General features: G+C 46.4%; 22 protein-coding genes. 13 read left to right on the forward strand and 9 right to left on the reverse strand.

Annotated features, from left to right (window positions below):
- Window positions 1-453 precede the first annotated feature (453 nt).
- The 6 genes from ACO5JD_RS04220 to ACO5JD_RS04245 all read left to right on the forward strand — a co-directional run bounded on the left by ACO5JD_RS04220 (window position 454) and on the right by ACO5JD_RS04245 (window position 6,886).
- The gene (locus ACO5JD_RS04220) at window positions 454-1,077 is read left to right on the forward strand and encodes a DUF47 domain-containing protein (protein WP_484987857.1); all 624 of its coding nucleotides are present in this window, start codon (window positions 454-456) and stop codon (window positions 1,075-1,077) included.
- Window positions 1,078-1,080: 3 nt separating this feature from the next.
- Window positions 1,081-2,073, forward strand: coding sequence for an anion permease (locus ACO5JD_RS04225; protein ID WP_484987859.1), 993 nt, complete (start codon window positions 1,081-1,083; stop codon window positions 2,071-2,073).
- 1 nt (window position 2,074) lies between these two features.
- Window positions 2,075-2,743, forward strand: a complete 669-nt coding sequence (locus ACO5JD_RS04230; protein WP_484987861.1) for a response regulator transcription factor — start codon at window positions 2,075-2,077, stop codon at window positions 2,741-2,743.
- Window positions 2,740-3,792, forward strand: a complete 1,053-nt coding sequence (locus ACO5JD_RS04235; protein ID WP_484987863.1) for a sensor histidine kinase — start codon at window positions 2,740-2,742, stop codon at window positions 3,790-3,792. Before ACO5JD_RS04230 ends, ACO5JD_RS04235 begins: the two co-directional genes overlap by 4 nt.
- Window positions 3,793-4,029: 237 nt before the next feature.
- A complete protein-coding gene (locus ACO5JD_RS04240; protein WP_484988074.1) occupies window positions 4,030-4,806 on the forward strand; it encodes an ABC transporter ATP-binding protein in 777 nt (258 codons plus the stop codon).
- Entirely contained in the window at window positions 4,796-6,886 is a 2,091-nt protein-coding gene (locus tag ACO5JD_RS04245; protein WP_484987865.1) for an ABC transporter permease, read from the forward strand. The genes ACO5JD_RS04240 and ACO5JD_RS04245 overlap by 11 nt, the downstream gene beginning before the upstream one ends.
- Window positions 6,887-7,005: 119 nt before the next feature.
- Here ACO5JD_RS04245 and ACO5JD_RS04250 read toward each other — a convergent pair whose 3' ends face one another.
- The gene (locus ACO5JD_RS04250; protein ID WP_484987867.1) at window positions 7,006-8,037 is read right to left on the reverse strand and encodes a DegV family protein; all 1,032 of its coding nucleotides are present in this window, start codon (window positions 8,035-8,037) and stop codon (window positions 7,006-7,008) included.
- Window positions 8,038-8,196: 159 nt separating this feature from the next.
- On the opposite strand from ACO5JD_RS04250, the gene ACO5JD_RS04255 reads away from it, so the two are divergent.
- The 3 genes from ACO5JD_RS04255 (at window position 8,197) to ACO5JD_RS04265 (ending at window position 13,064) form a co-directional block, all read left to right on the forward strand.
- Window positions 8,197-10,017 carry an ABC transporter ATP-binding protein gene (locus tag ACO5JD_RS04255; RefSeq protein ID WP_484987869.1) on the forward strand — a complete coding sequence of 607 codons (1,821 nt, stop codon included), beginning with the start codon at window positions 8,197-8,199 and terminating at the stop codon, window positions 10,015-10,017.
- Window positions 10,018-10,020: 3 nt separating this feature from the next.
- Window positions 10,021-11,760: an ABC transporter ATP-binding protein gene (locus ACO5JD_RS04260; RefSeq protein ID WP_484987871.1), complete on the forward strand. Its 1,740-nt coding sequence runs from the start codon at window positions 10,021-10,023 to the stop codon at window positions 11,758-11,760.
- A gap of 284 nt (window positions 11,761-12,044) precedes the next feature.
- On the forward strand, window positions 12,045-13,064 hold the full coding sequence (locus tag ACO5JD_RS04265) for a hypothetical protein (protein ID WP_484987873.1): 1,020 nt from the start codon (window positions 12,045-12,047) through the stop codon (window positions 13,062-13,064).
- A gap of 122 nt (window positions 13,065-13,186) precedes the next feature.
- Here ACO5JD_RS04265 and ACO5JD_RS04270 read toward each other — a convergent pair whose 3' ends face one another.
- The gene (locus ACO5JD_RS04270; RefSeq protein ID WP_484987875.1) at window positions 13,187-14,137 is read right to left on the reverse strand and encodes a GTP-binding protein; all 951 of its coding nucleotides are present in this window, start codon (window positions 14,135-14,137) and stop codon (window positions 13,187-13,189) included.
- A gap of 94 nt (window positions 14,138-14,231) precedes the next feature.
- Window positions 14,232-15,290 carry an NAD(P)-dependent alcohol dehydrogenase gene (locus ACO5JD_RS04275; protein ID WP_484987877.1) on the reverse strand — a complete coding sequence of 353 codons (1,059 nt, stop codon included), beginning with the start codon at window positions 15,288-15,290 and terminating at the stop codon, window positions 14,232-14,234.
- Between the two features lie 382 nt (window positions 15,291-15,672).
- Here ACO5JD_RS04275 and ACO5JD_RS04280 point away from each other — a divergent pair, with 382 nt between their 5' ends.
- On the forward strand, window positions 15,673-16,764 hold the full coding sequence (locus ACO5JD_RS04280; RefSeq protein WP_021626682.1) for a glycerol dehydrogenase: 1,092 nt from the start codon (window positions 15,673-15,675) through the stop codon (window positions 16,762-16,764).
- An 83-nt stretch (window positions 16,765-16,847) separates the two neighbouring features.
- On the opposite strand, the gene ACO5JD_RS04285 is transcribed toward ACO5JD_RS04280, so the two are convergent.
- Window positions 16,848-18,149 (reverse strand): HipA domain-containing protein, encoded by a 1,302-nt coding sequence (locus ACO5JD_RS04285; RefSeq protein ID WP_484987879.1) that lies wholly within the window; start codon window positions 18,147-18,149, stop codon window positions 16,848-16,850.
- 2 nt (window positions 18,150-18,151) lie between these two features.
- Entirely contained in the window at window positions 18,152-18,373 is a 222-nt protein-coding gene (locus ACO5JD_RS04290) for a helix-turn-helix transcriptional regulator (protein ID WP_484987881.1), read from the reverse strand.
- A 423-nt stretch (window positions 18,374-18,796) separates the two neighbouring features.
- Between ACO5JD_RS04290 and ACO5JD_RS04295 the strand changes: the two genes are divergently transcribed.
- The gene (locus ACO5JD_RS04295; protein WP_484987883.1) at window positions 18,797-19,807 is read left to right on the forward strand and encodes an SPFH domain-containing protein; all 1,011 of its coding nucleotides are present in this window, start codon (window positions 18,797-18,799) and stop codon (window positions 19,805-19,807) included.
- A 12-nt stretch (window positions 19,808-19,819) separates the two neighbouring features.
- Window positions 19,820-20,008 (forward strand): type II toxin-antitoxin system antitoxin, encoded by a 189-nt coding sequence (locus tag ACO5JD_RS04300; RefSeq protein ID WP_484987885.1) that lies wholly within the window; start codon window positions 19,820-19,822, stop codon window positions 20,006-20,008.
- 35 nt (window positions 20,009-20,043) lie between these two features.
- Here ACO5JD_RS04300 and ACO5JD_RS04305 read toward each other — a convergent pair whose 3' ends face one another.
- Together ACO5JD_RS04305 and ACO5JD_RS04310 are read right to left on the reverse strand one after the other, a co-directional pair.
- A complete protein-coding gene (locus ACO5JD_RS04305) occupies window positions 20,044-20,589 on the reverse strand; it encodes a hypothetical protein (RefSeq protein ID WP_484987887.1) in 546 nt (181 codons plus the stop codon).
- A gap of 21 nt (window positions 20,590-20,610) precedes the next feature.
- A complete protein-coding gene (locus ACO5JD_RS04310; RefSeq protein ID WP_484987889.1) occupies window positions 20,611-21,276 on the reverse strand; it encodes a DUF1835 domain-containing protein in 666 nt (221 codons plus the stop codon).
- A 116-nt stretch (window positions 21,277-21,392) separates the two neighbouring features.
- Between ACO5JD_RS04310 and ACO5JD_RS04315 the strand changes: the two genes are divergently transcribed.
- Window positions 21,393-22,031, forward strand: a complete 639-nt coding sequence (locus ACO5JD_RS04315; protein WP_484987891.1) for a VanZ family protein — start codon at window positions 21,393-21,395, stop codon at window positions 22,029-22,031.
- A gap of 322 nt (window positions 22,032-22,353) precedes the next feature.
- Here ACO5JD_RS04315 and ACO5JD_RS04320 read toward each other — a convergent pair whose 3' ends face one another.
- On the reverse strand, window positions 22,354-23,109 hold the full coding sequence (locus tag ACO5JD_RS04320; RefSeq protein WP_484987893.1) for a copper homeostasis protein CutC: 756 nt from the start codon (window positions 23,107-23,109) through the stop codon (window positions 22,354-22,356).
- A gap of 331 nt (window positions 23,110-23,440) precedes the next feature.
- Window positions 23,441-24,223 carry an SDR family NAD(P)-dependent oxidoreductase gene (locus ACO5JD_RS04325; protein ID WP_021626701.1) on the reverse strand — a complete coding sequence of 261 codons (783 nt, stop codon included), beginning with the start codon at window positions 24,221-24,223 and terminating at the stop codon, window positions 23,441-23,443.
- Window positions 24,224-24,349: the final 126 nt, after the last annotated feature.

Genomic DNA, 24,349 nt, shown 5'->3' on the forward strand with positions numbered 1-24,349 from the left:
CAACTTATCAGGCCGGATGACAGCTCTTAACAGATTGTCATCCGGCCTTTTCCTAGTGAACTATCAGACTCATGTGGTGGCTACATACCGATCGTTGTCAAGTGATATGTTTGTCCCCTCTGCATGAGAGAAGACATTCGTAAAAATCAGCATTTCTTAGAGCGAAGAGGGGTCAAACGGTAAGTTATTTTGGCTGTCTGAGGGATACCTAGAGGGGCGCAATACAGTATTGCGCACGCATATTCGCGGTTTTCGGCGCCCCCTCATATCCCAGTACCTCAATGTGAGGTTTTCATATAGCACTCCCATTTGAGCATTTTCATATTGAGCCGCGTATTTTTAAAAAAATATCGAAAATGAGAATTCTTGCGGGTAAAAGCATTTCCGCTTACCGAATGTACGCTTGACCTGATACCATATTCAAGCTCGCTAACCGCGTGTAATGGAGGCTGTATGAGCCGAGTGAAGCATCACGAAGACATTTTTTATCGTCTGATTGATGATTTTGGTACCAACGTTGTTGCTGCCGCAGACCTGTATAAAGACATCATTTACAATTTCTCGCCCGAAAGTGTGCGTGTGCAGGAGTTTCGCGATATGGAGCATACTTGCGACGCATGTGTACGTGCCATTATGGTTGAGCTCGCGCAGTCCTTTATCACGCCTTTTGATCGTGAGGATATCGCAGCATTGGCGCACAAAATGGACGATATTGTTGACTCCATGTACGGGGTTGTTCAGCGTCTAACAATTTTTCATGTTGATGAAGTACGCCCTAGCGCTCGGGATTTGGCAGACATTACAGTGAACTGCACCCACGAGCTCAAAATTTTGTTTGAGCATTTACCTAATTTCAAAAAAGACAAAGTGGTTCGTGAGCAAACCGAAAAGATTAAGCTTCTTGAGGATGACGGTGACGACACCTATCACATTGCCCTTGGACATCTCTATGACGGTGGTATTGATACTGTTGATGTTATTAAGTGGAATAAACTCTATGACACCATGGAAGCAGCTATTGATGCCTGCGAGGAATGCGCCTATGTAGTTGATGGCGTAGTTATAAAGAACGCATAGCCTATGTTTAGTCCACTCCTCATAGCTGTCCTGATTGCTGCGACAACTTTTGAACTCATCAACGGCTTTCACGATACAGCAAATGCTATTGCAACGACGGTCTATACCCGAGCTCTTACACCTACTCTGGCTATTGGCATGTCGGCTGCAATGAATTTTATCGGCGCTCTTACAAATGATTCGGTTGCGTTGACGGTCGCGCATGGCCTAGTGAGCACAGACCTGCATCTTTATGCGATCCTTGCAGCGTTGATTGGCGCTATTGTTTGGGACTTGTTTACTTGGTGGCGTGGTATTCCATCAAGTTCTTCTCATGCACTCATTGGTAGTTTGATTGGTGCCACGATAGTGTTTTCGGGTTCACTTAGAACCGTTGAGTGGGGAAACGTTCTTGGCAAGGTTGTTATCCCTCTTTTTACTTCCCCGCTCATAGGTATGCTCATTGGTTTTTCAGTGATGCATCTGGTGTTTGAGCTTTTTGCGGAGTGGCCTCATGCCAAGGCAAACGGTCTGTTTCATAAGGCGCAGATTTGCTCGTCGGCGTTTATGGCATATTCGCATGGTTGCAACGACGCCCAAAAAACGATGGGTATTATCACCCTTGCACTGATTGCCAGCGGCCTGCAGCCTGCGGGTTCTGATGTGCAGCTTTGGGTCAAGATTTTCTGTGCAGCGACAATGGCGGTGGGTACCGCTGTAGGTGGTCAGCGTGTTATGAAGACGGTTGGCCAAGGCGTGACCAAGCTTGAGCCTGTGATGGGTTTTGTGTCCGAGACTTCTTCAGCTATTGCCATCCAAATCATGACGGCGCTTGGTGCCCCTGTATCAACAACGCAGGTTATTACGACCTCCATCATGGGTGCAGGTTCTGCTCGTAGTATTAAGAAGGTTCGTTGGGGTACCGCGCGTTCCATTATTGGCGCATGGATACTGACGCTGCCTGCAACCATCGCTCTTGGTGGCGTTTTTGCATTTGTTGTAGGGATGTTCCTTTAATATGGCGCGCATTTTTGTTATAGAGGATGACGAAGCAGTTCGTATCCAACTTACAATCCTTTTGCAAAACGCAGGTCATGAAGTCATTGTGCCTTCGTCATTCAGTCAGCTTGCAACAGAAGCCATTAGGTCTAATCCGCATCTAGTCCTGCTTGATCTTGGCCTGCCAGGTACTGATGGTCAGTATGTAGCGCGCGAATTGCGTCAGCGTTCTGACATCCCCATTGTGGTTCTTACCAGTCGTGCAAGTGAACTCGATGAACTCATGAGCCTTTCTTTGGGCGCAGATGACTTTATTGCCAAGCCCTACAATGGGCAGGTTTTGCTTGCCCATATTGACGCGATACTTCGCCGTACTCAGTCTGCTATGGAAGTAGGACGTAGCATAAGCTGGAAAAACCTCACACTGGATGTGCTGCGTTCTACCGCAAGCCATGAAGGCAAAAGCGTTGAACTTACCAAAAATGAATTGCGCATTCTTGAATTGTTGATGCGTGGTGAAGGTGCGGTTATATCGCGCGAAGAACTCATGGAAGCACTGTGGGACTCCGATAGCTTTGTCGATGACAATACTCTCACGGTCAATATGAATCGCCTGCGACAAACTTTAGGGCGAATTGGGGTAAAAGATTACATCACTACTCATCGCGGGCGAGGATATTCTGCATGAGTCCTCTTGATTATCTGCGTGCCCACCTCGCAAGTACAATTGCCTCACTTGCTGCATCGGCGTTGCCTTTTTTGTTATTACAGCAGATGGGTCTTGAGCATGACCCAGCCTTGCTCATTTCTCTTTGCGTATTTTTCTTTTGCTTGCTGTCGGGTTTGAGTAATTATGCACGTGAGAAAAGCTTTGTAGATGCGTTGATACGTCTTTCTGCAGAGGATGTTGATCCTTTTGTCAATGCTACACAGCTTGGCTGTCCGAATTTCGCTGAAGGTGAGATTGCCTGGCAGGCTATCAACAGGCTTGTCCGTGTAGCGCGGAACAAGATGGGCGAGCAACAAGCTCAAACTGCTGCATATCGTGAATATATTGAGACTTGGGTGCATGAAATTAAAACGCCTTTGGCGGCCCAGCGGCTTATGCTTGAAAACTTACATGACTCGCGCCTGCGTCCCTATGCACAAGAGCTTAGTCGTGTGGAAGAATATGTTGAACAAGCGCTTTTCTTTGCGCGGAGTTCATCGGTTGAGAACGACTACCTTATTCGACAGTGTGCGCTTGATGATTTGGTGCATGCAGCGGTTAAATCTCGTGCGCGAAACCTTATCACTTGCAAGATACATCTGGATTTTCAAGGTTTAGGAGATCCTGCGCCAGTAGTACCTTGTGATTCCAAGTGGATGATTTTTATTTTGGGGCAGCTTATTGATAATGCGGTGAAGTATTGCGCAGATACACAAGGGTATCCTCGAGTTCCGAAACTTTCTTTTTCTGCCCAGATGCTGGATAAAGGTAAGGCAAATGAGAGAGTAGAACTATGCGTTGAGGATAATGGATGCGGTATTTCTCAGGCTGATCTTCCACGTATTTTTGAGCGCGGCTTTACAGGAGATAATGGTCGCCAGCATTCACGTTCGACTGGCTTAGGACTGTATCTTGCTTATACCCTCTGTCACAAAATGGGCCTTTCTTTGCGTGCGGAAAGTCTGCAGGGGGCTTGGACAAAAATTATTATTGGCTTCCCTCGTCAAGGTTTAGATGAGCGTTTATAGAGATGCCTGCACCCGTACGTAGCATTTTCAACTTACAAAGATGTAAGGCAGAGGTCACCTCCTTCGATGGCAGTTACTGATGAGTCACGACATTATGTTTGTTGCAAACAGAGAGGCGACTGCCAGTGTTGGCAGCAGAAAGGGAAGCTGATGATTGCACACAAACAAGAGGTAGATGCGGGCAAGCACTTTTCTAACTCAAGGGATGTTGCTGGTCTCACAATAAATAATGTTGCTATGAGCAGTAGTGCCTCCGCAATTTTGCAGGTAAACAATGTTGAGAAGACCTACGGAAACAAGGACGCTATTACTCGTGCGCTTGCAGGTGTAAGTTTTGCTGTACAAAAAGGTGAGCTTGTGGCCATTATGGGTCCTTCTGGGTCGGGTAAGTCTACCTTGCTAAATTGCATTGCTACTATCGATATGCCTGATTCGGGCACTATTTTAGTGGGAGGTCAAGATAGTTCTCGTTTGTCTCAGCGCAAGCTTGCAGATTTTCGTCGTAAGCATTTAGGCTTTATTTTCCAGGATTCCAATCTTCTGGATGCTTTGACTGCATACGAAAATGTTGCATTGCCGCTTTCTATTGATAGAGTGCCTGCTGCAGAAATTGCGTCTCGTGTGGAATCTGTTGCCTCTACTTTGGGCATTACAGAGGTCTTGGATAAGCGTCCATCTCAGATGTCGGGAGGCCAACGCCAGCACGTAGCTGCGGCCCGTGCCATCGTTACCAACCCTGATCTTATTCTGGCAGATGAACCCACCGGTGCCCTCGATTCTAAAAATAGTCGTGTCTTGCTTGAGCGTCTAGAAAATTTAAATCGTGTCCACAACGCAACTGTGCTGATGGTGACCCACGATGCCTTTGCTGCAAGTTATTGTCGCCGCGTCATATTTATTCGTGATGGGCGCTTGTTTACCGAGCTGAGGCGTGGAGAGGCATCCCGTCGCGATTTTTATGAACGCATCGTTGAGGTGGTTGCAACGATTGGCGGTGGTGCTGATGCTCGCTAAGCTTGCTTTTGGCAATATCAGGCGTTCTGCACGCGACTATTCAATCTACTTTGTGACTTTGGTACTGGGCGTAGCGGTGTTTTATGCCTTTAACAGCATTGCGGTTCAAGCGGATTTTCTTGACAAAAGTGCTGCCGAAGGCGTGCGCAATATGGAGACCTTCATTACGGGCTTGACGGTGTTTATTGCCATCATCATGGGTTTTCTTATGGTCTATGCCAATAATTTTCTTATGCGTCGGCGCAAGCAGGAACTAGGTTTATATCAGGTTTTAGGTATGAGACGCTCTCAGGTGTCTTTTATTATTACCTTCGAAACGTTAATGGTCGCTTTGATTTCTTTTGTGGTAGGCATCTTGGTGGGGATGTTGCTCTCCCAACTTTTGCTATTTATGACTGCAGCGCTCTTTCGTACTAAAGTGACCCATTTTCACTTCTTCTTTTCTACCAATGCGTTGCTTATCACCTTGGTCAGCTTTGCGTTGATTTTTGTGATGATGGCGCTGCTTAATCTTTATAGCCTGCGAAAGCTCAAGCTTGTCGAGCTGATAGCTGCGCGTCATCAACAAGAGCATATGGTTGTCAAAAGTGTGCCGATTTCGGCTGTGCTCTTTATGCTTGGCTGTGGATTGGTGGGAGTTGCCTATTATCGTCTGTTGACTTGGGGATTTCCTGGTTTTAATTCTGGAGCAAATCCCTTGCAGTTTATTGTGACTACCGTGATGGTCATCGTGGGTACGGTTTTGGTATTCTTTGGTCTCGCTACGGTGGTTACCTCATTGCTTCGTAGGTCAAAGCGTTATTGGCGCGATCTTAATGCCTTTACGATGCGACAGGTAGACTCTCAGATTAATTCGGCCTGCATGTCAATGGCGGTGGTTTCTCTGGTGCTGTTTTTGGCAATTACTTCAGTGACAGGTGGTATGAGTATATGTTCAGCGCTCAATGAGATGGCACGTATTTCTTCACCGTTTAGCGCCTCAATTAAAGTGATATATACTCCCGATGCGACAAAGGTACTAGATATCCAGCAGATTGCTGCAGGTGAAGGAGCAGATCTTGCATCTGTAGGTGCTACTAGTTTGTCAACGCTGTACCGCACTGACAAAATAGTAAGTGAGCACACCTCAGTTCATCTTTCTGATATTGGGGATAAGCTTGGGATTGAGTTACCCGATGCATTTAAGTATGCCAATGCCAATACGCTGGGTATGTTTGCAATGAGCCTGAGTGATTACAATTCGACTCGTGAGATTTTGGGTATGCCAAAGATTCAACTCGCAGATGATGAGTATGCAATTAGCTGTACCCTCAGCGGTATTGAGCAGTTTTACAAAGAGATGCTGAGGAAGGGTTATGACCTTGAGGTAGGAGGACGCAAGCTTCATGCATCCAAGCTTGGCTTGATAAGTGATCCTTCGGCTGCTATCGAGAATTCTCCAATTGCAATAAATCCCGGCACGCTCATTCTTCCCGATGATGTAATAGAGGCAGGGACGCCTTATGAGACTGTGTTGAATCTTGCTTATACCCAGCCAACAAAGCAGGCAAATGTTTCAGTTAAAAAGGCGATTGGAACCCTAGAGCAGTTCCAAGCTGATAAGGGCAAGGCAAATCATGTAGTTCAGGTAATGAGTCTCACGGCAACCGAAGCGGCGCAAAATGGAAATACACTATCTGGCCTAATTAGTTATTTGGCAGTATATATCGGATTTGTACTAGTAGTAAGCTGCGCTACTATCCTTGCAATTCAACAGCTTTCATCTTCTGCTGACTCCGCTCCCCGCTATCGCACTTTGGCAGAGCTTGGTTGTCCAGATAGGCTCCTACGTCGCTCGCTTGCTACTCAGATTGGTGTGTCATTTATTTTGCCTTTGCTAGTGGCTTTGGCTCACTCACTATGTGCACTCAAAGTTGTACTCAAGTTGATTGAATCTTTTGGCTTTGTGAATTTAGCTTCAAGTTCCACCTTGGTACTCGTGATATTCGTGGTGGTATACGGCGGTTATTTATTGGTGACCTATGCCTGCTCGCGCGGATTGATGCTTACAGTTATTGCTGAAGGCAGACATGCATTATAGTTTTTAGTGCGGAGATATCGCAAGCAAATGTGTATCAAAAGGGCCAGCCATCTCGACTGACCCTTTTTACATAAGAAGTGACTTAGCTTATGGAGCAAAACGAAATCGGAGGTAAAATGTTAGGCAGTAATAATCTCTGGCATAGTTGAAGCAAGTTTGGTAGCAAGAGACTCTTGGCATTCGTAGGCTAATCCCACTGCAGGACCTACGTGCACGCCAATTACAGGACTTGCTGGCGTTACCATGACCTCTTTTCCGATGATAGGCTCGATACACTCCGTTGCCCATGTCTGTGCAATGTCTTTGGCGCCGATGTAATGGACGGCGACGTTTGCCAATCCCTTTTCATGGATATCGTGCTTGAAGGTGTCAACAATCTTTTGTAGAGCTTTCTTTTGAGTTCGCACCTTCGCATAGGTTGTTGCGATACCGTCTTGTACAGTGAGGATGGGGGAGATACGAAGCACGTTACCTAGAAGTGCCGAAGCCCTTCCGATACGTCCGCCTTTTTCTAAAAACCTCAGGGATTCTGGTACAAACAAAAATCTTGTTGACAAAATACTTCTTTTTGCGGCTTTGACACAATCCACCAGGCTGCCACCTGCATCTCTACAGGCACATGCAGAAATAACAGGCCAACCCAATTCCATGCAGTTAGTCATACTATCGATGAGCGCATAGTTAAATGATGGATGTCTTTCAGATATCTCCCGTGCAGCTCTTATCACGCTTTCCAAAACTCCGGACATTTTATTGCTAATGAAGATACCCAAGACCTCTTTTCCCTCTATGGCAGCCTGCTCAAGTGCAGTTTCTACAGCGAGCGCAGAAGGTTGGCTTGAGGTGGGTATATCGTCAATCATCTCGTATATTTCAGAATAAAAGGCATCGAGATCCATTTCGCCTTCGCTGTAGCTAGTACCACCATGGTTGACCATTAGGTTAAGTAAGCAAATATCTAGCTTTTCCCTTAAAGCTTTGGGGATCGAAGACGTAGAGTCGGTGATGATGCGTATCATGGGCTTAAAACCTCTCGTATCTATAACACGGCAGGCTCTGTTGTTGCAGCCCATTTTGATACTGAGAGATTTTAGATTCAAGCTCTTTTTTGCTTTGTTTGTTAGGGCGAAACGTAAGTGTTTTACCTGCACCGCTGGGATAAAACCTTCCTCTTCAATTCGTTTTAGAAATTCAGCGTTCTTATTTCATATTTAAGTTTTATAAGTTAGTGACAGATTACTTTAGTGAGATTATAGTTAGCCATATATAACTATTGTTCTCTATGGTAAGTCCGAGGAAGAGAGGTGGCTATGGCTGAAAAGGCAGCAAGAAAAGCTGCAGCTCAGCAGCAAAACAAAAGCATTGCTCTTATGTTCAAATATGCAGGTAAGTATCGTTTTCTTACCTATCTAGGTGTGCTTTGCTCTGTATTAGCTATGGTATTGGGATTTGTCCCATATATCTGCATTTGGCTTGTTGCGCGTGACCTTATTGCAGTTGCTCCCAACTGGGCTGAGGCAACTCAGTTAGCTCATTATGGTTGGATAGCCTGTGCTGCAGCAATTGGCGGTATTTTGTTGTACTTTATTGCATTAATGTGCACACATGTGGCAGCGTTTCGTACCGCCTCTAACCTACGTAAAGCTAGCGCAAAGCGATTGATGCAGCTGCCTTTGGGTTACTTTGACACTCATGCATCAGGAGAAATTCGCCGTATCATTGACGGCTCAGTGGGATTGACTGAAGCATTTTTGGCGCATCAACTTCCTGATGTAGGTGGTACCGCTGCATTGTTTATTGGCATGCTTATCTTACTTTTTGTCTTTGATTGGCGCATGGGATTGGCATGTTTGTTGGACGCTGTGATTTCTATTGCCTGCGTTGGCATGATGATGGCGGGCGAGGGCATGAACTATATGAATGAATATCAAGCAGCCCTTGACCGTATGAATAAGGCGGCTACGGAATATGTTCGAGGCATTCCTGTTATCAAAGTTTTTCAGCAGACCATCTATAGTTTCAAAGCCTTCCATGAGGCTATCGAAGCATATAGCGATATTGCTCAGCGTTATGCAATCAATCTTTGCCGTGTGCCCCAAGCACTCAATCTCACTTTTGTTGATGGCATAGTAGCGCTGCTTGTACCAGTCGTTTTGATTTTGGCTCCAGGGGCAAAAAATCTGCCGCACTTTTTGGCCGACTTTGCCTTTTATGCTATTTTCTCTGCAGTAGTCTCGACTGCTCTCCAACGCCTTATGTTTGCAGCGAATTTTACCTTGCAGGCAAATAATGCAATGGAACGCATTTCAGCTGTACTCGAGGCTCCTGTGTTACGTGATGCAGTGGTGACCGAGCATCCATCAGATTCCTCCATTAGTTTTGAGCATGTGAGCTTTCGTTATGAGAACACCGAAGTTGATGCGCTGAATGATTTGAGTTTTGCCATACCTGCGGGATCAACTGTTGCCTTGGTAGGTCCTTCGGGTGGAGGCAAGACAACCGCCGCATCGCTTGTCCCACGCTTTTGGGACGTATCCGCAGGAAGAGTGCTGGTTGGCGGTGTGGATGTACGCAATATTGCCCAAAGCGAATTGATGAACCAAGTTGCTTTTGTCTTCCAAAATGATCGCCTATTTAAAGACAGTATTCTTGAGAATGTTCGAGCTGCCCGTCCTGAGGCTAGTCGTGAAGAAGCGCTTGACGCTTTGCGTGCAGCTCAGTGTGATGACATCTTGCTCAAAATGCCAAATGGCGTTGATGAACTTATTGGTCCTGGTGGTACCTATCTCTCTGGTGGTGAAGCCCAACGCATAGCACTTGCGCGTGCAATCCTCAAAAACTCACCCATTGTGGTGCTTGATGAGGCAACCGCTTTTGCAGATCCAGAAAACGAAGCACTTATCCAAAAGGCTCTCGCACGTCTTGCTAAGGATCGTACGGTTTTGATGGTAGCACACCGTCTTACTACCGTACGCAATGCTGATCAGATTGTGGTACTTGATGGTGGCAAACTTGTTGAAAGCGGCAGTCACGATGATTTGCTTGCTGCAAATGGGCGTTATGCACGTATGTGGGCAGATTATCAACAATCCATTGATTGGAAGATTTACTCCACTGGAAAGGAGGCATAAAAGATGTTCAATTTGCAAAAACGGCATGGCCTCTCTGCCCAAGGAGCAAAAAATATCCAGAAGGGTATCTGCTGGACTGTTGTCGTAAATCTTGTAGTTATGGCAGGAATGTCTCTGTTTTATTTAGCAATGCGCGACCTCATGGCAGCAGCTACGCAAGATGCGAGCATGCCTGCTCTGCTTCCTTATATTTTGGGCTGCCTTGTCTTTTTACTGCTTTCTTTTGTTACTCATGTGCAGCAGTACATCAATACCTACGGTACGGTTTATGACGAAGTATCGCATATCCGCATCTCGCTGGCCGAGCGCCTGCGTAAACTACCTTTGTCTTTCTTTGGTAGTCACGACCTTGCCGATCTTACCGAGACGATGATGTCTGATGTAGATAAGCTAGAACACGTGTGGTCTCATGTATTGAGTTATCTATACGGGTCGATTATCTCGACAGCCATTATCGCGATAGGTCTCTTTGTCTTTGATTGGCGCCTGACCTTGGCGGCTCTTTGGTCGGTGCCCCTGGCATTCGTATTACTTTTTGGCTCACAATCTTGGTGGAAGTCTTTGCAGGATCAAGCGCGCATGAAGTCGCTTGAGGTTTCCGATGGTATGCAAGAGATGCTCGATAATGCTCGTGAGATTCATGCGACTAACCAAATTGATAGTTATCTTTCGCAGCTGAACTCAAAGATTGATCGTGCGGAATCAACAATGCAGAAGGCAGAGTTTGTTGGTGGGCTTTTTATCAATAGTGCTGCCGTGATTTTGCGCCTTGGTATTGCAACGACGATTTTGGTTGGTGCATATCTCATTAGCATAGGCGCGATTGACTTCCTGACACTTTTTATGTTTTTGTTGGTGATATCTCGTATTTATGCACCATTTGACCAGTCATTTGCACTTATTTTCGAGCTCATTATGAGCAAGTTTTCCTCTGCTCGTCTCAATCGCTTTTTTGATGAACCGCTTGCAACAGGCGGTGAGAATTTTCAGCCTGCAAATCACAACATTAGCTTTGAGAAGGTTGGGTTTGATTATGGTACAGGTACCGAAAAAGTGCTTGAAGATGTGAGTTTTGTAGCACGTGAGGGTGAAGTTACCGCTTTGGTAGGTCCTTCGGGTTCGGGCAAGTCTACCTGTGCGCGCTTGGTGGCTCGCCTTTGGGATGCAAATGCGGGTGCCGTGTGTATTGGTGGTATTGACGTAACAGAGGTTGATCCCGAAACGCTCTATGGGCATATATCGATTGTTTTCCAGGACGTTATGCTCTTTGATGACAGTGTGATGGAAAATATACGTATTGGTCGTCGCGATGCGAGTGATGAAGAAGTGCTTGCAGCGGCCGCAGCAGCCAACTGTGATGAATTTGTTGAGCGTATGCCTGATGGCTATCAGACCTTAATTGGTGAAAATGGCAGTCGCCTGTCAGGGGGCGAACGCCAGCGTATTTCTATTGCACGCGCGATGCTTAAACGAGCGCCAATTATTCTGCTTGATGAGGCAACGGCGTCGCTTGATGTGGAAAACGAGACCAAGGTGCAAAAGGCCTTGTCTAAGTTATTGGAAGGCAAGACTACCCTTGTTATTGCTCATCGTATGCGCACTATTTCTAATGCTGACAAGATTGTGGTACTTGACGAGGGCCATGTGGTTGAGCAAGGTAGTCCTGCAGATTTGCTTGCGCATAACGGAAAATTTGCTCATATGGTTCAGCTGCAAAACCAAAGTGAGGCTTGGGTATTGTAAAGAATCTCAAGTCGTAGCTCTCGACGAACTGAGCTGAGTTCTGTTAATAGGACTTAGCTCAGTCTTGTTGGCTATGCAATTGAGGAAGAATAAATTCATAGAATTATACAATTAATGAATAAAATAATACATTGACTGTAAGATTCTTTACAATTTTTAAATTTTCCTAAATATATAAACACAAGCTAAAAAATAATTTATATCAATACAAGCTGTGTTAATTTCTAATTGTAAGATCGTGTTCTAAGTAGAAACATGTTGTTTAAAAAAGAGCGGAGGCGTTTATGAAGAATTATGGACGTGTATGTAGTGTCACAATGGCAGGTCTTTTGCTCGCAGGTCAGTTGACCATGGCGGGTGTTACTCCTGCTTATGCGGCTGATTCCGCAACGGATAATTCCGATACTCCCGCTGTTGTTAAAGACGTGGAAAAGCAGGTTGAGAAGCTTCAGAAGGATGGCGTTACGCAGGATCCTAAGAAGCCAAACACCTCTGGTAGCGAGAAGTCTCTTGAGGATCTTGTCAAGAGTATCAATAAGGCACTTGGCACCAAAGATGACAAACCCATTACTGATACCAATGCCACACTTGATTCTCTTGAGGGGAAGATCAAAGACTTCATTGAGAAGACCAAGACTGATGAGCCTAACCTCTCTGGCAAAGATAAGACCATTGAGGAGCTTGCGAAGAGTATCAATACGTTCTTAAAGAGTGCCGATAAGCCCAAGCTTGATGGTCACGATTCGACGCTTAAAGATCTTGCAGGCAAGCTGAACAAGCTTCTCAAAGCAGATGATGAGAAGAAGCCTGAGGGCGAACCCGAGGATAACAAAAAGCCCGAGGACAATAAACCCGAGACCCAACCTGAAGAGCAGAATCCCGAGGCTGATACCAAGCCAGAAGATCAAAAAGATCCTGAGGATGAAACAAAGCCTGAGACCGATCCCAAGAACGACGAGCAGAAGGATCCCGAGGACAATAAGAAGCCTGAGACCGATCCAAAGGATCAGAAGAAGCCCGAAGAGAAGAAGCCTGAGGCAAAGAAACCTGAAACCAAGAAGCCAGAGACAAAAAAGCCCCAAGCTAAAAAGCCTGAGGTAAAGAAGCCTCAAGCTAAGAAGCCCCAAGCCAAGAAATCTGATACCAAGAAATCTGACACCAAAAAGGCTAAGAAGACTAAGAAGGTTATCAAAAAGAAGGGTTTGCCCCAGACTGGTGATGCAGGTGCAGCAGCCGCTGGCTTGACTACTCTGCTTGGCGCTGGTGCTATTGCTGCTGGTACTCTTACCCGCAAGAAGCACTAAGCTGCGTTTTGCTCGTACCGCTTAACGAAGCCCCCCACACAACGCCCCGGCCACTGCTTATAGTGGCTGGGGTTTTGGCATTTATTGCTGGTGGTATGTATGGTTAGCTCTGTATGAGTATCTTAATCTTTGTGCTCATGATGATGTTCATGTCGCAGCTCAGCATGTTCTCGCCATAGAGCAGGTACAAAGGTTTCGCGCAAGCCCGAGCGTAAAAGTTCTTCTCCGATAAAGACACAACGTGTTTCTTCTTGATTATCTTCGATGCCAGTAATAGCCCAGCTCCGTTCGACCAAATCAAAGCGCAGTTTTTGGTTTCCGCAATTAACAGTACCTTTTGCTCGAGCTAACTTGCCAAATACACCAGCTGAGAGGGCGTCAAGCAACCAGATAAGATGGGCGGGACTGGGTAGTTCTACGTGCTCGAGAGCCATAGTTTCAAATTCAGGATTTACTGCATTATATGCATCTGACGTTTCTAGTGTGCCTGTGCGTCCACGGAGAAGCAGACTAGACCACCATTCATCAGGAATATTTTTATAGGGAAGTGCAACAAATTCAGCTTGAGGGTTGAGTTGTTCTACCAACTTACGAATTGCATCTGTGTCGAATGTTGCTCCCAGCTTGGATACGATTACCGTTGCAGCATGCATGATTTGATCATCAAATATCTGCTGTGCATGTTGTCTTTGTTGGACCCATGAAAGCGCATCTACTACCACAACGGGTGCTAGCTGCGAAATTCGTTCCCACTCTACCTGTGATAGATTGTCCAGAACGTTGCCCAAGCGAGCAACTCCAGTGGGCTCCACAATAAGATATTCAGGATCTAAGGTATTTGAAATAGTAAGTACCGAGCTTGCAAAGTCCTGCTTACCCGAGCAACAAATACAGTTTTCAACTGACTCCCATACTTGCAAATCAGAGTCAGACCGTAGGCGTCGTGCATCAATATCTGCTTCGCCATACTCATTCTCGTAGATAACGGCGTCCTTGCCACTTCGGCGCAATAATTCCTGGATAAAGGTAGTTTTACCTGCGCCAAGACAACCAGATACTACGAGAATCTTCACAGCGTACTCCTTGCTTGATCCACTGTGCCAGCAGAAGAAAACCAAAAAGGCCGCCGCGCAGGGCGACGGCCTCAGTCATACAGGCACTACAAATTTAGTCGATAACGACAACGGGCTTGATGAGATCTGCTGGCTTATCCCTCATGAGGAACAGGGCCTCCTCGAGGTGTTCCCAACCATGGAAGAGATGGGTAACCTCGGGATGCAGATCAAGGCGACCAGACTCAACGAGACTTGCAAGCTTCTCCATGCGCAGACGGCCGCCAGGCATCAAACCACCGCGGATATCCTTGTGACCCATGCCAACACCCCATTCGACGCGTGGGATGTTGATGTAGTCGCCAGAACCGAGGTAGTTGACGTTACCAATCTTTCCGCCAGGCTTGAGAACCTTGATAGCGGGCTCAAAGGTCTCAACAGTACCGCCAGCAACGCAAACGCGGTCGACGCCTTTACCACCCGTAAGCTCCATGACCTGTTCGTCAATGGGGCCATTCTTGTAGGAGATAAAGTCAGTCGCGCCATAACTCTTAGCTGCTTCCACGCAGACGGGACGCGTACCAACGGCGATGATACGAGAAGCACCACGTAGGGCAGCACCAGCAACGCTCATCAGGCCAACAGGACCAATGCCAATAACAAGAACGGTATCACCAAACTGGACGTCAGCGAGCTCAACTGCATGGAAGCCAGTGGGTACCATATCCGAGAGGATGCAGGCATCAGCGGGGTCGATGCTCTCGGGCATATGAGCTAGATTGCCGTCTGCATCGTTGACATGGAAGTACTCTGAGAAGACACCATCTTTGAAGTTGGAGAACTTCCATCCAGCTAGCATGCCACCAGAATGCATGGAGTAGCCTGCCTGTGCTTCAAGAGAGTTCCAGTCAGGAGTAATAGCGGGGATAAGTACGCGGTCGCCAGGCTTAAAGTCCTTGACCTCAGAGCCAACTTCAACGACCTCGCCAGAAGCTTCATGGCCCAAAATCATGTTGTGACGGTCACCGATGGCGCCTTCCCAGAGCGTGTGAACGTCTGAAGTGCAGATGGCGACAGCAAGCGGCTTGACAATAGCATCGAGCGGACCGCAGGCAGGCGTATCCTTCTCAATCCAGCCAGACTCGCCAATCCTGAGCATTGCATAACCCTTCATGGTTCCTCCCTTTCGTTGCAACAGACCTACCATCCCTGTGTGCCGAGCCATACTTTTAAGCACACCAATTCGCTTGGAGTTTAACGTATTAATTAGTGGTCTGAATAGACTCTATTTTCATTAATCTTTTGATATTAATAGAGAAGATACTTTATATCGAAAAAACAGCCTGAAGATATGCATAAAATGAACGCCTTATCGAGTAAACAACCACATAAGTAATGTGAGTTTTAGTGTTATGTCGCTATGACCTGCGATGAATAAATAGTTCTAATTAATTTCAAAATGAGGGTAATAGATAGTCAGATTTGCTCTAAAGTGAATAAGGTCGTTTTATAGGAAAGTAACGACATCATAAGTTTTGGCTAGGAGAGGAACTGCCATGAAGCTTTTGCGTGCTATGCGTGAGCCCTTGAAGTATGTTCAGGGCAAAGGTGCTCTTTTGAAGTTTGAGGAAGAGATGGGCTACATGGGCCAGCGTTGGCTCTTTGTGTGCTCAAATAGTGGTTATAAAGCTTGCCACGATCAGATTGAAGAGAGCTTTGGCGACAAGGATGCATATCGTCGCTACGAGATTTTTGGTGGCATCTCTAGCAAGGGCGAGATTGCAAAGATGCAGAAAATCGTCGAGGAAGACAACATCGATGCTGTTGTTGCCATTGGCGGAGGTTCTGCCGTTGATACTGCAAAGGCTACCGCGTACTACTCAGGCAAGAAGGTCGTTATCATTCCGACCGTAGCTGCTACCGACGCACCTTGCACTGGCCTGTCTGTCATCTACAACGACGACGGCAGCTTTGACAAGTATCTCTTCTATCCCGAGAATCCCGCAGCAGTTATGGTTGATACACAAGTTATTGCTAACGCTCCTGTGAAGTTCCTCATCGCAGGCATGGGAGATGCCCTGGGAACCTACTTTGAGGGTCTTGCTTCCATCCGCACTGAGTCCACAAGCCTTGAGGGTACCGGCATTACTCGCGCTGGTCTTGCTATTGCCAAGCTCTGCTATGAGACCCTGCGCGATTACAGCACCCAGGCAATCACTGCTTGCGAGAACCATGTTGTGACTCCTGCGTTTGAGAATGTTGTTGAGGCTTGTGTCTACCTATCCGGCGTTGGTGCTGACAACGTAAACTGCGCCGCAGCTCACTCCTTCTACAATGGCTTGACCTCGCTGGGTGGTCACAGTGCAGCACATGGTTCTTGCGTTGCATTTGGTACGCTAGTGCAGCTGGTGCTCGAGGGTGCTACGCAGGAAGAGTTCGAGAATGTCCAGGGTTACTGCCTTGAGGTTGGTCTGCCTACCACCTTGGCTGAGCTGGGTATTACCACCGATGAGCAGATTAAGCAAATTGCTGAGGCTGCTTGCGTTCCTGGTGAGACCATTCACAACCTCGCTGGTGATGTTACCCCCGATGAACTCTACGCAGCTATTGTTGCTACTGATGCCATGGGCAAGAAGGTTGCTGAGTAAGTTCTGCTTACCTGCATTGGTCTGTACCTTGTTGTATCTAAATACTGTAAAGGCGCTGGCACCTTTGGTTTCAGCGCCTTTTTCTATCCTTCGACGAAACTCTCAAGGACATGGAGTCGCGTCTGCAGATCGTCTACCAAATCCTCTGCATCATAGGAAAGCGTTTCAAATCCGAGAGCTTCTTGTTTGTAGGCTTCTACCATTATCGCAGATGGGAGCGTATGTATCATTTTTTTTGCAAGCTTGCGCAATAAGTTAGGGCTGATAGAAAGCTCATTTGCAAACAGGGAAAAGTCACGAGAGTTGATCTCATCAATATTCCTATGAGTCCCGATGTTCATACTCATTTCCCTACTGAAACGAGGAAAAATTGCAGTGGGCACTAAATCGTATGCAGGGGAAAGTCTCACCCATTTCCCCTCATGGATGAGCGAAAAATTCTTGAGATGATTATCACAGTTACCAATGAGATAGTTGAAGAGCGCAATGTGAGCGAACATCCTTATATCGTCGAGTGGACGTGCAGAATGCTGCTTGAGTAATTCGGCTATTACTTTGGCACTGCTTGGCTCAAGCTCGGCATACTTTGAGCCTGAAGATAGCCTAAGCGCTTGAGAGAAGTCTTCTTGATGGCGGCGTAGCACGGTAAGTTTTTTGTTGGCATCCTTTGAAATTTGACGATCAAAGCGTTCAACACAAATTGCAATATTACCTGGTTGTAGTTCGATTAACTCAGCAGACGCCACTTTGATACCGCAGGATCTTGCTGCAGATAAAGCAAGCATTTCCAACTCAGGTATGCGAGTAATTTGACCAGCTTTGAGTATATGTGTAGAGGCTGCTCCATCTAGAGGCCGAAGCCACGTCAAAGTTTTTTTGTCGTCAAACATGCGTGCAAGTCCAAGCTTGTGCTGTGTGCCAGTTAGAGAGAGGCGGGAGGCAAGACTGGCCTGAGCAACCCTCTCACTTGATGTGAGCGAGCAGGAGATATCAGAAAGTGAAATCGGCTCGTAATGAGCTAAAGAAAGCAAATCTTCCCAATTTTTCTCTCCTTCAGGAAGTTCAACAACTGCAATGTCACCGATGCAGTCAAGTATGCCGCACAAAAGTGTTAGATAATCTTCTTCCCGTGCTCCTAGCTGTGCAGCAAGAGCGTGCCGTGCCTCACCTTCTGGAAGGAGACCTTCAAAATATGGTTTAAATTCAGGCTCCTCATAGGGTCTGTTCGTTAGAGGAAGAGAAAGCGAAAGTGCAGTTCCCTTCATGCTCTCTAGATAAGCCTTTTCATAACAAAAATGCTTTATCTGCGGATCGATTGTTCCTGCGAGAGTTACGTGCTCGCCGTCAATGAGTAGAACCCCAAGCATTTTATTATCGTGTGCCATTACTAGTCCCTTACCTGGGCAAAGAGGTCAATACCAAGTATGCGAGCGACGCGCAATACGCGATCAAACTCAGAGCTACCTTTTCCATTTTCAAGTTTTGAAATAAAGGTAACACCTACACCTACTCCCTCGGCGAGTTCAAGCTGGGTATAACCAAGCTCTTTACGTCGTTTGCGGATAAGAGCACCAAAATCATCTGCACTCGAAATAGAAGATAGAAGCATGATAAACCTTTCTTATGCGTTCACATGTATTATAACCTTCACGTTGAATATTTATGCGAACGCATCAATATTGTAGAACGTAGGAGATTTTATGCGAACGCATAAAATCTAGGAGCTAAGATTCCTTATGCCTGTGAGCTAGCTGCAGCAGAGTGCATCCATTCGAGTATTGCTACTTGCATGGTTCTGCTTGCCGATGTGGGGGAAAATCCGACTACTTTTATGGAATTAGAGCAGCATAAGAGAAGAGTGTAAGCAAAACATGAGGAAGCATAGCTCACCCAACGAAAACCATTGACAAGAAATCAAAGTGATATCACAATGAGTTCACCGCATGCGCAATTGGCTCCGCATGCGCAGCAGTACAGCTGGGCTATGAATTGCTCCAGCCATTTTCTGGCGTCTTTCGAAAGGGATGTCATTATGAGCAAGGAAAAAGTATTACATGTCGCTTCTGGTTGGGGCATGCTTGCAGTGGATTTGCTGATGTTTGTCGGCTCCATTGCCTGTTTTGTGCTGAGTCTCATAAGCCTGATTCAAGCAGCAGATAGTGCACTTCCAGTGCCAGTTTTAGCAGTGTTCGGTCTCATTCTGAGTGTGGTAATTCTTATAGCTGCCATCACCGTTGCTTGTGGTTTCTTTTCCCTACAGCCAGGCCAAGCACGCATTTGCGTACTTTTTGGTCAATACAAAGGCACCGTACGCGATGAAGGCTTGCGCTGGGCAAATCCGTTTTTCTCTAAGAGTTTGGGCGGTGTTTTAGGGGAGTCTTCTTCAAGCCTCAAAGTAGGCGAGGAAGGCGTGTCTTTTGATGCGAGTAAGTCCACATTAGCGACTATTTCTCTACGTGCCCGCACTCATGACGGTGAGCGTATCAAGGTTAACGACAAGATGGGCAATCCCATCGAGATTGCAACAGTTGTTGTATGGCATGTAGCCGATACGGCAAAGGCCGCCTTTGACGTTGACAACTACGAGAGTTATGTGTCGATGCAAACCGAAACTGCCCTGCGTCATGTGGCAAGTATCTATGCCTATGATCATATGGAAGACGAGGACGACAATAATAACGCTATAACCTTGCGGTCCAATATTGAAGAAGTGTCTGCCACGCTCAAAGCAGAGCTTGACCGCAAATTAAGTGTTGCTGGTGTAAGTGTGGATGACGCTCGTCTTACTCATTTGGCATATGCACCTGAAATTGCGCAGGCAATGCTTCGTCGTCAGCAGGCTGATGCTGTTATTGCTGCACGCAAAAAGATTGTTGAGGGTGCCGTCAGCATGGTTGACATGGCACTGTCTCAACTCTCTGATGGGGGTATTGTCGAGTTCGATGATGACCGTAAAGCTGTCATGGCTTCAAACTTGATGGTGGTTCTTTGTGGTGAATCTGAAGCTCAGCCTGTGGTGAATACGGGCAGTCTCTATCAGTAGGGTTGATTTGCTATGGCGAGAAAGCAGTATCCCCTGCGTATAGATCCTGAACTCTGGGAAGCGGTGCAGCTATGGGCAGACGATGAAATGCGTAGCTCTAATGCCCAGGTAGAGTGGATTATTCGTGATGCTCTTAAGCGTGCAGGACGCTTGCCCGCCAAGAAACGCGCGCCCAAAAAAGATTTAGGGTCACAAAGTTAAGCGGTGGAATAAAAACATACCTAGATGTTATGTGTCTAGGTATGTTTTATTTTCAAGTACAAGTAGTCTTTCACAGGCAGTTCACAAGGCATTTTTTCTGCAGACGGTCGCAGTTGCGCCTCGAATCTCAGGGCATCCATATTGGGTGCGATACTGTCTCTGGCTTCCTGCAGGCGGTTCAATGCCGTCGCTCTATTGCCGTAAAAGCACTGTTTGCTTTTTTGCTGAGGGTGCATCTTGAATCCGATGTGAGCAAAATACAAATAAATGGATGCATCATGAACCCGTTGTATTGCATTTCTCACAGGCGGTTCAAAAGCGTACCAAATGGCTCGAGAAACCCCAGATAAAAATTTTCGCAAGAGCGCATATTGAACCCGATGTGGGAAAAAAGGTGCTTCTCGAACCGCCTGTGGGTAAAGTGCAGCCAAAAGGGTGCTTCTTGAACCTATTGCATGCCCAGCTTTGAGAAGATGGTTCATCTTTCGAGATCCAGAAAAATCTGACCAGCCCTTTTGCAATTGCCAAGTTCGAAACTTGAACCATTTGTGATTGGAGCATTTCAACCCTATATAAGACATCTAACCAGACACACTTTTTGCCTATATGCAAAGTAGTTTGGCTCGTCCCATAAAGAATTCAGGATTCATGAAGCCGTACGGACTCTGTGCACACAGGTCAAAGGCCGTCATGCCGATGTTCTCTAAATTGTTGGAACCACAGCTTGCGCGTGCATCCTGAATCAAATCATCGAAAAAATCAAAACTGTGGCTTGTTGGTTGCCACCCATCGACTGTTCTCAATAAGGCATTATCACGAACAAGATCTAACCACACTTGTCTGAACTGTACGGCATCAATTGGCGATGAATGAATGTTTCCGCATATGCCTGATGGATTGATTACTCCATTTTCGTCCATAAGCTCGGAGGCATTTACATCTATGCTGCATATAGCTGCATTTTCTATAGATATAAAGCAGGTATATATGCATGCCAGAATTTCGTAAGGCATGTTTGCATACCAAACTCTGAGTTCTGAGGCGTGCGATACTGTATTGACAAAGGACGTATACTGCTCCTCAAAATCCTCTGCAGGATGTATTGAAAGCTTTTCTAGCTCGCTTCTCCGTTGTTGGGGACTCATGTTTGACAAGCTTCCGAGGGTCAAATCATCTGGGAAAAGAGCAATATCACCAAGCTCAACACCAAAATTTTTTGCAAGGCAAAGGAGGGTGCGCACATTTTGGCTAAAACAAACTTCAATCATAAATACATGGTCCTTTCACTGCGTTTATCATTACTACACCACTCCCTTTGCTTAGGTAAAAATCTATCTAAGATTAAGATAAATTATTTCACTAGGATTGAGAAGGAGGGAATATCGTGCGCAGACTACTTAGTATTATTTTTGCTGTGTTAGCAGGGTATGTAGGATTTCGATTCTCCATTAGTTTTTTTGGGGGAATTGGATATAACTTTCTTTCTCTTCTCATAGGAGAGCATTCGTTCAGCCTCTTGGGAAATCCTGCTTTTATGATCACGATACATGCAGTTGTTGCACTCTGTATATTTGGTATTGCTTATCAAGTCGCTATGAATCGGTATCTTACGGTATTAGTTAAGGCTGCTCCTGCAGTTTATATTATCCTTGCATTTGGACTCATCATGCTAAAGAGCAGAGGGGTTCAAGGAGTCAATTTTAACTTTGCAGAGGTAGGGGATATTTTGCTTTGGCAACCCGCTACTTTTTTCTTTAATATCTTTGTCCTCGTGCCTTTGGGATGTATTTTTCGTACAAAGGCGGTTTCTGCAGGCAAATCGATCATTGCTGCGATACTTATCGTGCTTGTATGCGAATCTTTACAGTATGTGTTCAAACTTGGCATCTTTGATGTGATAGACATTGTGTCTAATGTAATTGGTTTTATTTTTGGCTTCTATTTGGCTGATGCACTTATTGAGTTTGGATTGCAATTTAGAGTTGTCAGCGAACATGTATGCTCGTTGACAAGAAAAAAATAATGTCCAGCATGCTTTCAAACTTTATTATGCATACCTGCAAAAGAGTAGCGTATTGTCTGGCATGTGTTGTATAAAAGAGACACTGAAAGAGATGCTGATTTCAAATGAGGGTGGATACCGTCTGTGACTGAGTGATGTCCGATAGACGAGCGGTACCAGATGCGCAGTGCTCACGGACGAGCAGTGCCTACCGATGAACAATCCAGCACCGATCAGTGCGGTTCTTAATCGCGGCTGGCTGCCTGGCATTTGAAATCCCTAGTACAGACTCAAGTAATGAGTGTCTTGAGTCTGTGGCGGACGAAGAGTATTCCAAGCTCGCTTAGACTTCAGCATGATGCACGGTATAAGTGAGCGCTTGAGCGCGCTCCTTGCCTATGCAGTCGTAGGAGCAGGATAGGTCATTCTCAAGGTAGGCATAACTAACCCCATTACAGGTAGTAGTGGGGTCTTTTTTGTAGTCTCGGCAGGAAGCATGTACTTGGCTAACGCCAGTTTTGTTGATGAGCTCACAGACATTTTGTGCATTGATGCCAGCGCCAGCGAGGATTTGAATACGCCCTGCTGCTTGTTTTTGCAGCTGAGCAATGAGCGTTGCTCCCGCATGTGCGCTTGACTTCTGACCACTCGTGAGAATACGGTCCACTCCGCAATCAACAAGCGTTTCAAGTGCGGCTTTGGGGTCAGGCGTCACATCAAAAGCGCGATGAAACACGGCTTCTTTGGCTGCTGAATGTGCAAGTTCGATCATCATGCGTGTTTGATCAACGTTAATTGTGGCATCGGGATTAAGAAAACCAAAAGCAATCCCATCTGCTCCCGCATCTATGAGTGCTGAAGCATCGGCGAGCATAACCTCGACTTCGTGGGAAGAGTAACAAAAACCTGCCCCGCGTGGGCGCAGCATTGTGATAATGGGAATATCAAGAGCTGAGCGCGCAAGACGTAGCGTGCCCAAGCTGGGTGTAAGACCTCCCAGCCACAAGGCAGAGTTGAGTTCTACGCGGTCGGCACCTGCATCCCGGGCGTTTAAGCAGTCTTCGTAGCTTCCAGCGCATATCTCGACTGTTGTAGGCATTGCTTCTCCTGGTTTTGCTTCAAAACTCTCCAAAACTCTCCCTTAGTTTTATCATCTGTAACAATCTTACCTGTGATAAATCTTACATGCAGCAAATCTGCGTCTGCATCTAGGTAGTTAAAACTTTTAGCCCCGAGGAGTTGTTTTTGTTCGCATTCCGAATAAAAACGCGTCCACGGGGCTAAAAAGTTGAACTATTGGTCGTTTTGTGACCTGAATATGAGCGCTTGGTACAACTGTCACATTCAATCGGTACAACTGCATTCAATCGTGGATGACCAACCGCAACACATGCTGTATGCACTACATACAAATGTAGACAAGCAAAACTCTAGTGAGCAGGAACAATAGCATCCAAGTTGAAGCCCATGCCTGTGGTATGAGCGGTGATATCAGAAGACATTACTAAGACTGCGTTTGCAACTTCCTCAGGAGTGGCGTAACGCTTGTCAAGAGCGGTACCCGCAAACATTGCCATGGCCTCTTCGTGAGTCATGGTGTCGCCCACAGCGTCATGCTCAATACGACGCATCATGTCGGTGTCAACGGGGCCAGGGCAGATGTAATTGCAGGTGATACCCTCAGGCATAAGCTCCTGAGCAATGCATTTTGTGAGACCAGCAACGGCATACTTGGAGGAGACGTAGGCACCCATCAGGGCAGTCGGGGTATAAGAGCCAGCAGAGGCAAGCACCACAATGGAGCCGTGCTTCTTTTCCTGCAGGGTAGGAGCCGCGTACTTCATGAGCCACATGGGGCTATAAACGTTGAGCGTATAAACCTTTGCAAACTCTTCGGTGCTTTGAGCGGCGATAGGGGACATCTTGCCCTCATAGCCAGCGTTGGCAATGACGATATCGATGGTGCCAAATGCCTCCTTTGCGCCATCCACAAAGGCTTTGACCTGCTCTTCTTTGGTAGCATCGCAGACAAATCCGCGCACATGATCTTCATCGATACCAAGGGTGGGAATTAGTTTGTCCAGCTTTTCTTGACGGGTAGATGAAATAGCAAGTTTCGCGCCCTCAGCAGCAAAAGCACGAGCGATTGCAGAGCCGATACCGCCGGTTGCGCCGGTAAGAATAACGACTTTGTCCTTGAGATTGAGATCCATGAGACCCCTTCCATAGAAGTTGTATGAGCCTTAATTGGCCCTTGTTAAGTACAGGTTTGGCGGAAATTGATGAGTTTTATTTGTTCTGTCATATTGATGGCATATTTTGAACTCCTAGGCGCTGGG

It is taken from the genome of Olegusella sp., assembly GCF_057238325.1.

Coding starts and splice junctions, on each gene's coding strand:
- ACO5JD_RS04255 (WP_484987869.1), top strand. CDS start 8,197: ATGGCTGAAAAGGCAGCAAGAAAAGCTGCAGCTCAGCAGCAAAACAAA.
- ACO5JD_RS04285 (WP_484987879.1), bottom strand. CDS start 18,149: ATGGCACACGATAATAAAATGCTTGGGGTTCTACTCATTGACGGCGAG.
- ACO5JD_RS04290 (WP_484987881.1), bottom strand. CDS start 18,373: ATGCTTCTATCTTCTATTTCGAGTGCAGATGATTTTGGTGCTCTTATC.
- ACO5JD_RS04220 (WP_484987857.1), top strand. CDS start 454: ATGAGCCGAGTGAAGCATCACGAAGACATTTTTTATCGTCTGATTGAT.
- ACO5JD_RS04280 (WP_021626682.1), top strand. CDS start 15,673: ATGAAGCTTTTGCGTGCTATGCGTGAGCCCTTGAAGTATGTTCAGGGC.
- ACO5JD_RS04225 (WP_484987859.1), top strand. CDS start 1,081: ATGTTTAGTCCACTCCTCATAGCTGTCCTGATTGCTGCGACAACTTTT.
- ACO5JD_RS04295 (WP_484987883.1), top strand. CDS start 18,797: ATGAGCAAGGAAAAAGTATTACATGTCGCTTCTGGTTGGGGCATGCTT.
- ACO5JD_RS04310 (WP_484987889.1), bottom strand. CDS start 21,276: ATGATTGAAGTTTGTTTTAGCCAAAATGTGCGCACCCTCCTTTGCCTT.
- ACO5JD_RS04245 (WP_484987865.1), top strand. CDS start 4,796: ATGCTCGCTAAGCTTGCTTTTGGCAATATCAGGCGTTCTGCACGCGAC.
- ACO5JD_RS04240 (WP_484988074.1), top strand. CDS start 4,030: ATGAGCAGTAGTGCCTCCGCAATTTTGCAGGTAAACAATGTTGAGAAG.
- ACO5JD_RS04265 (WP_484987873.1), top strand. CDS start 12,045: ATGAAGAATTATGGACGTGTATGTAGTGTCACAATGGCAGGTCTTTTG.
- ACO5JD_RS04325 (WP_021626701.1), bottom strand. CDS start 24,223: ATGGATCTCAATCTCAAGGACAAAGTCGTTATTCTTACCGGCGCAACC.
- ACO5JD_RS04300 (WP_484987885.1), top strand. CDS start 19,820: ATGGCGAGAAAGCAGTATCCCCTGCGTATAGATCCTGAACTCTGGGAA.
- ACO5JD_RS04235 (WP_484987863.1), top strand. CDS start 2,740: ATGAGTCCTCTTGATTATCTGCGTGCCCACCTCGCAAGTACAATTGCC.
- ACO5JD_RS04260 (WP_484987871.1), top strand. CDS start 10,021: ATGTTCAATTTGCAAAAACGGCATGGCCTCTCTGCCCAAGGAGCAAAA.
- ACO5JD_RS04230 (WP_484987861.1), top strand. CDS start 2,075: ATGGCGCGCATTTTTGTTATAGAGGATGACGAAGCAGTTCGTATCCAA.
- ACO5JD_RS04320 (WP_484987893.1), bottom strand. CDS start 23,109: ATGCCTACAACAGTCGAGATATGCGCTGGAAGCTACGAAGACTGCTTA.
- ACO5JD_RS04275 (WP_484987877.1), bottom strand. CDS start 15,290: ATGAAGGGTTATGCAATGCTCAGGATTGGCGAGTCTGGCTGGATTGAG.
- ACO5JD_RS04305 (WP_484987887.1), bottom strand. CDS start 20,589: ATGTCTTATATAGGGTTGAAATGCTCCAATCACAAATGGTTCAAGTTT.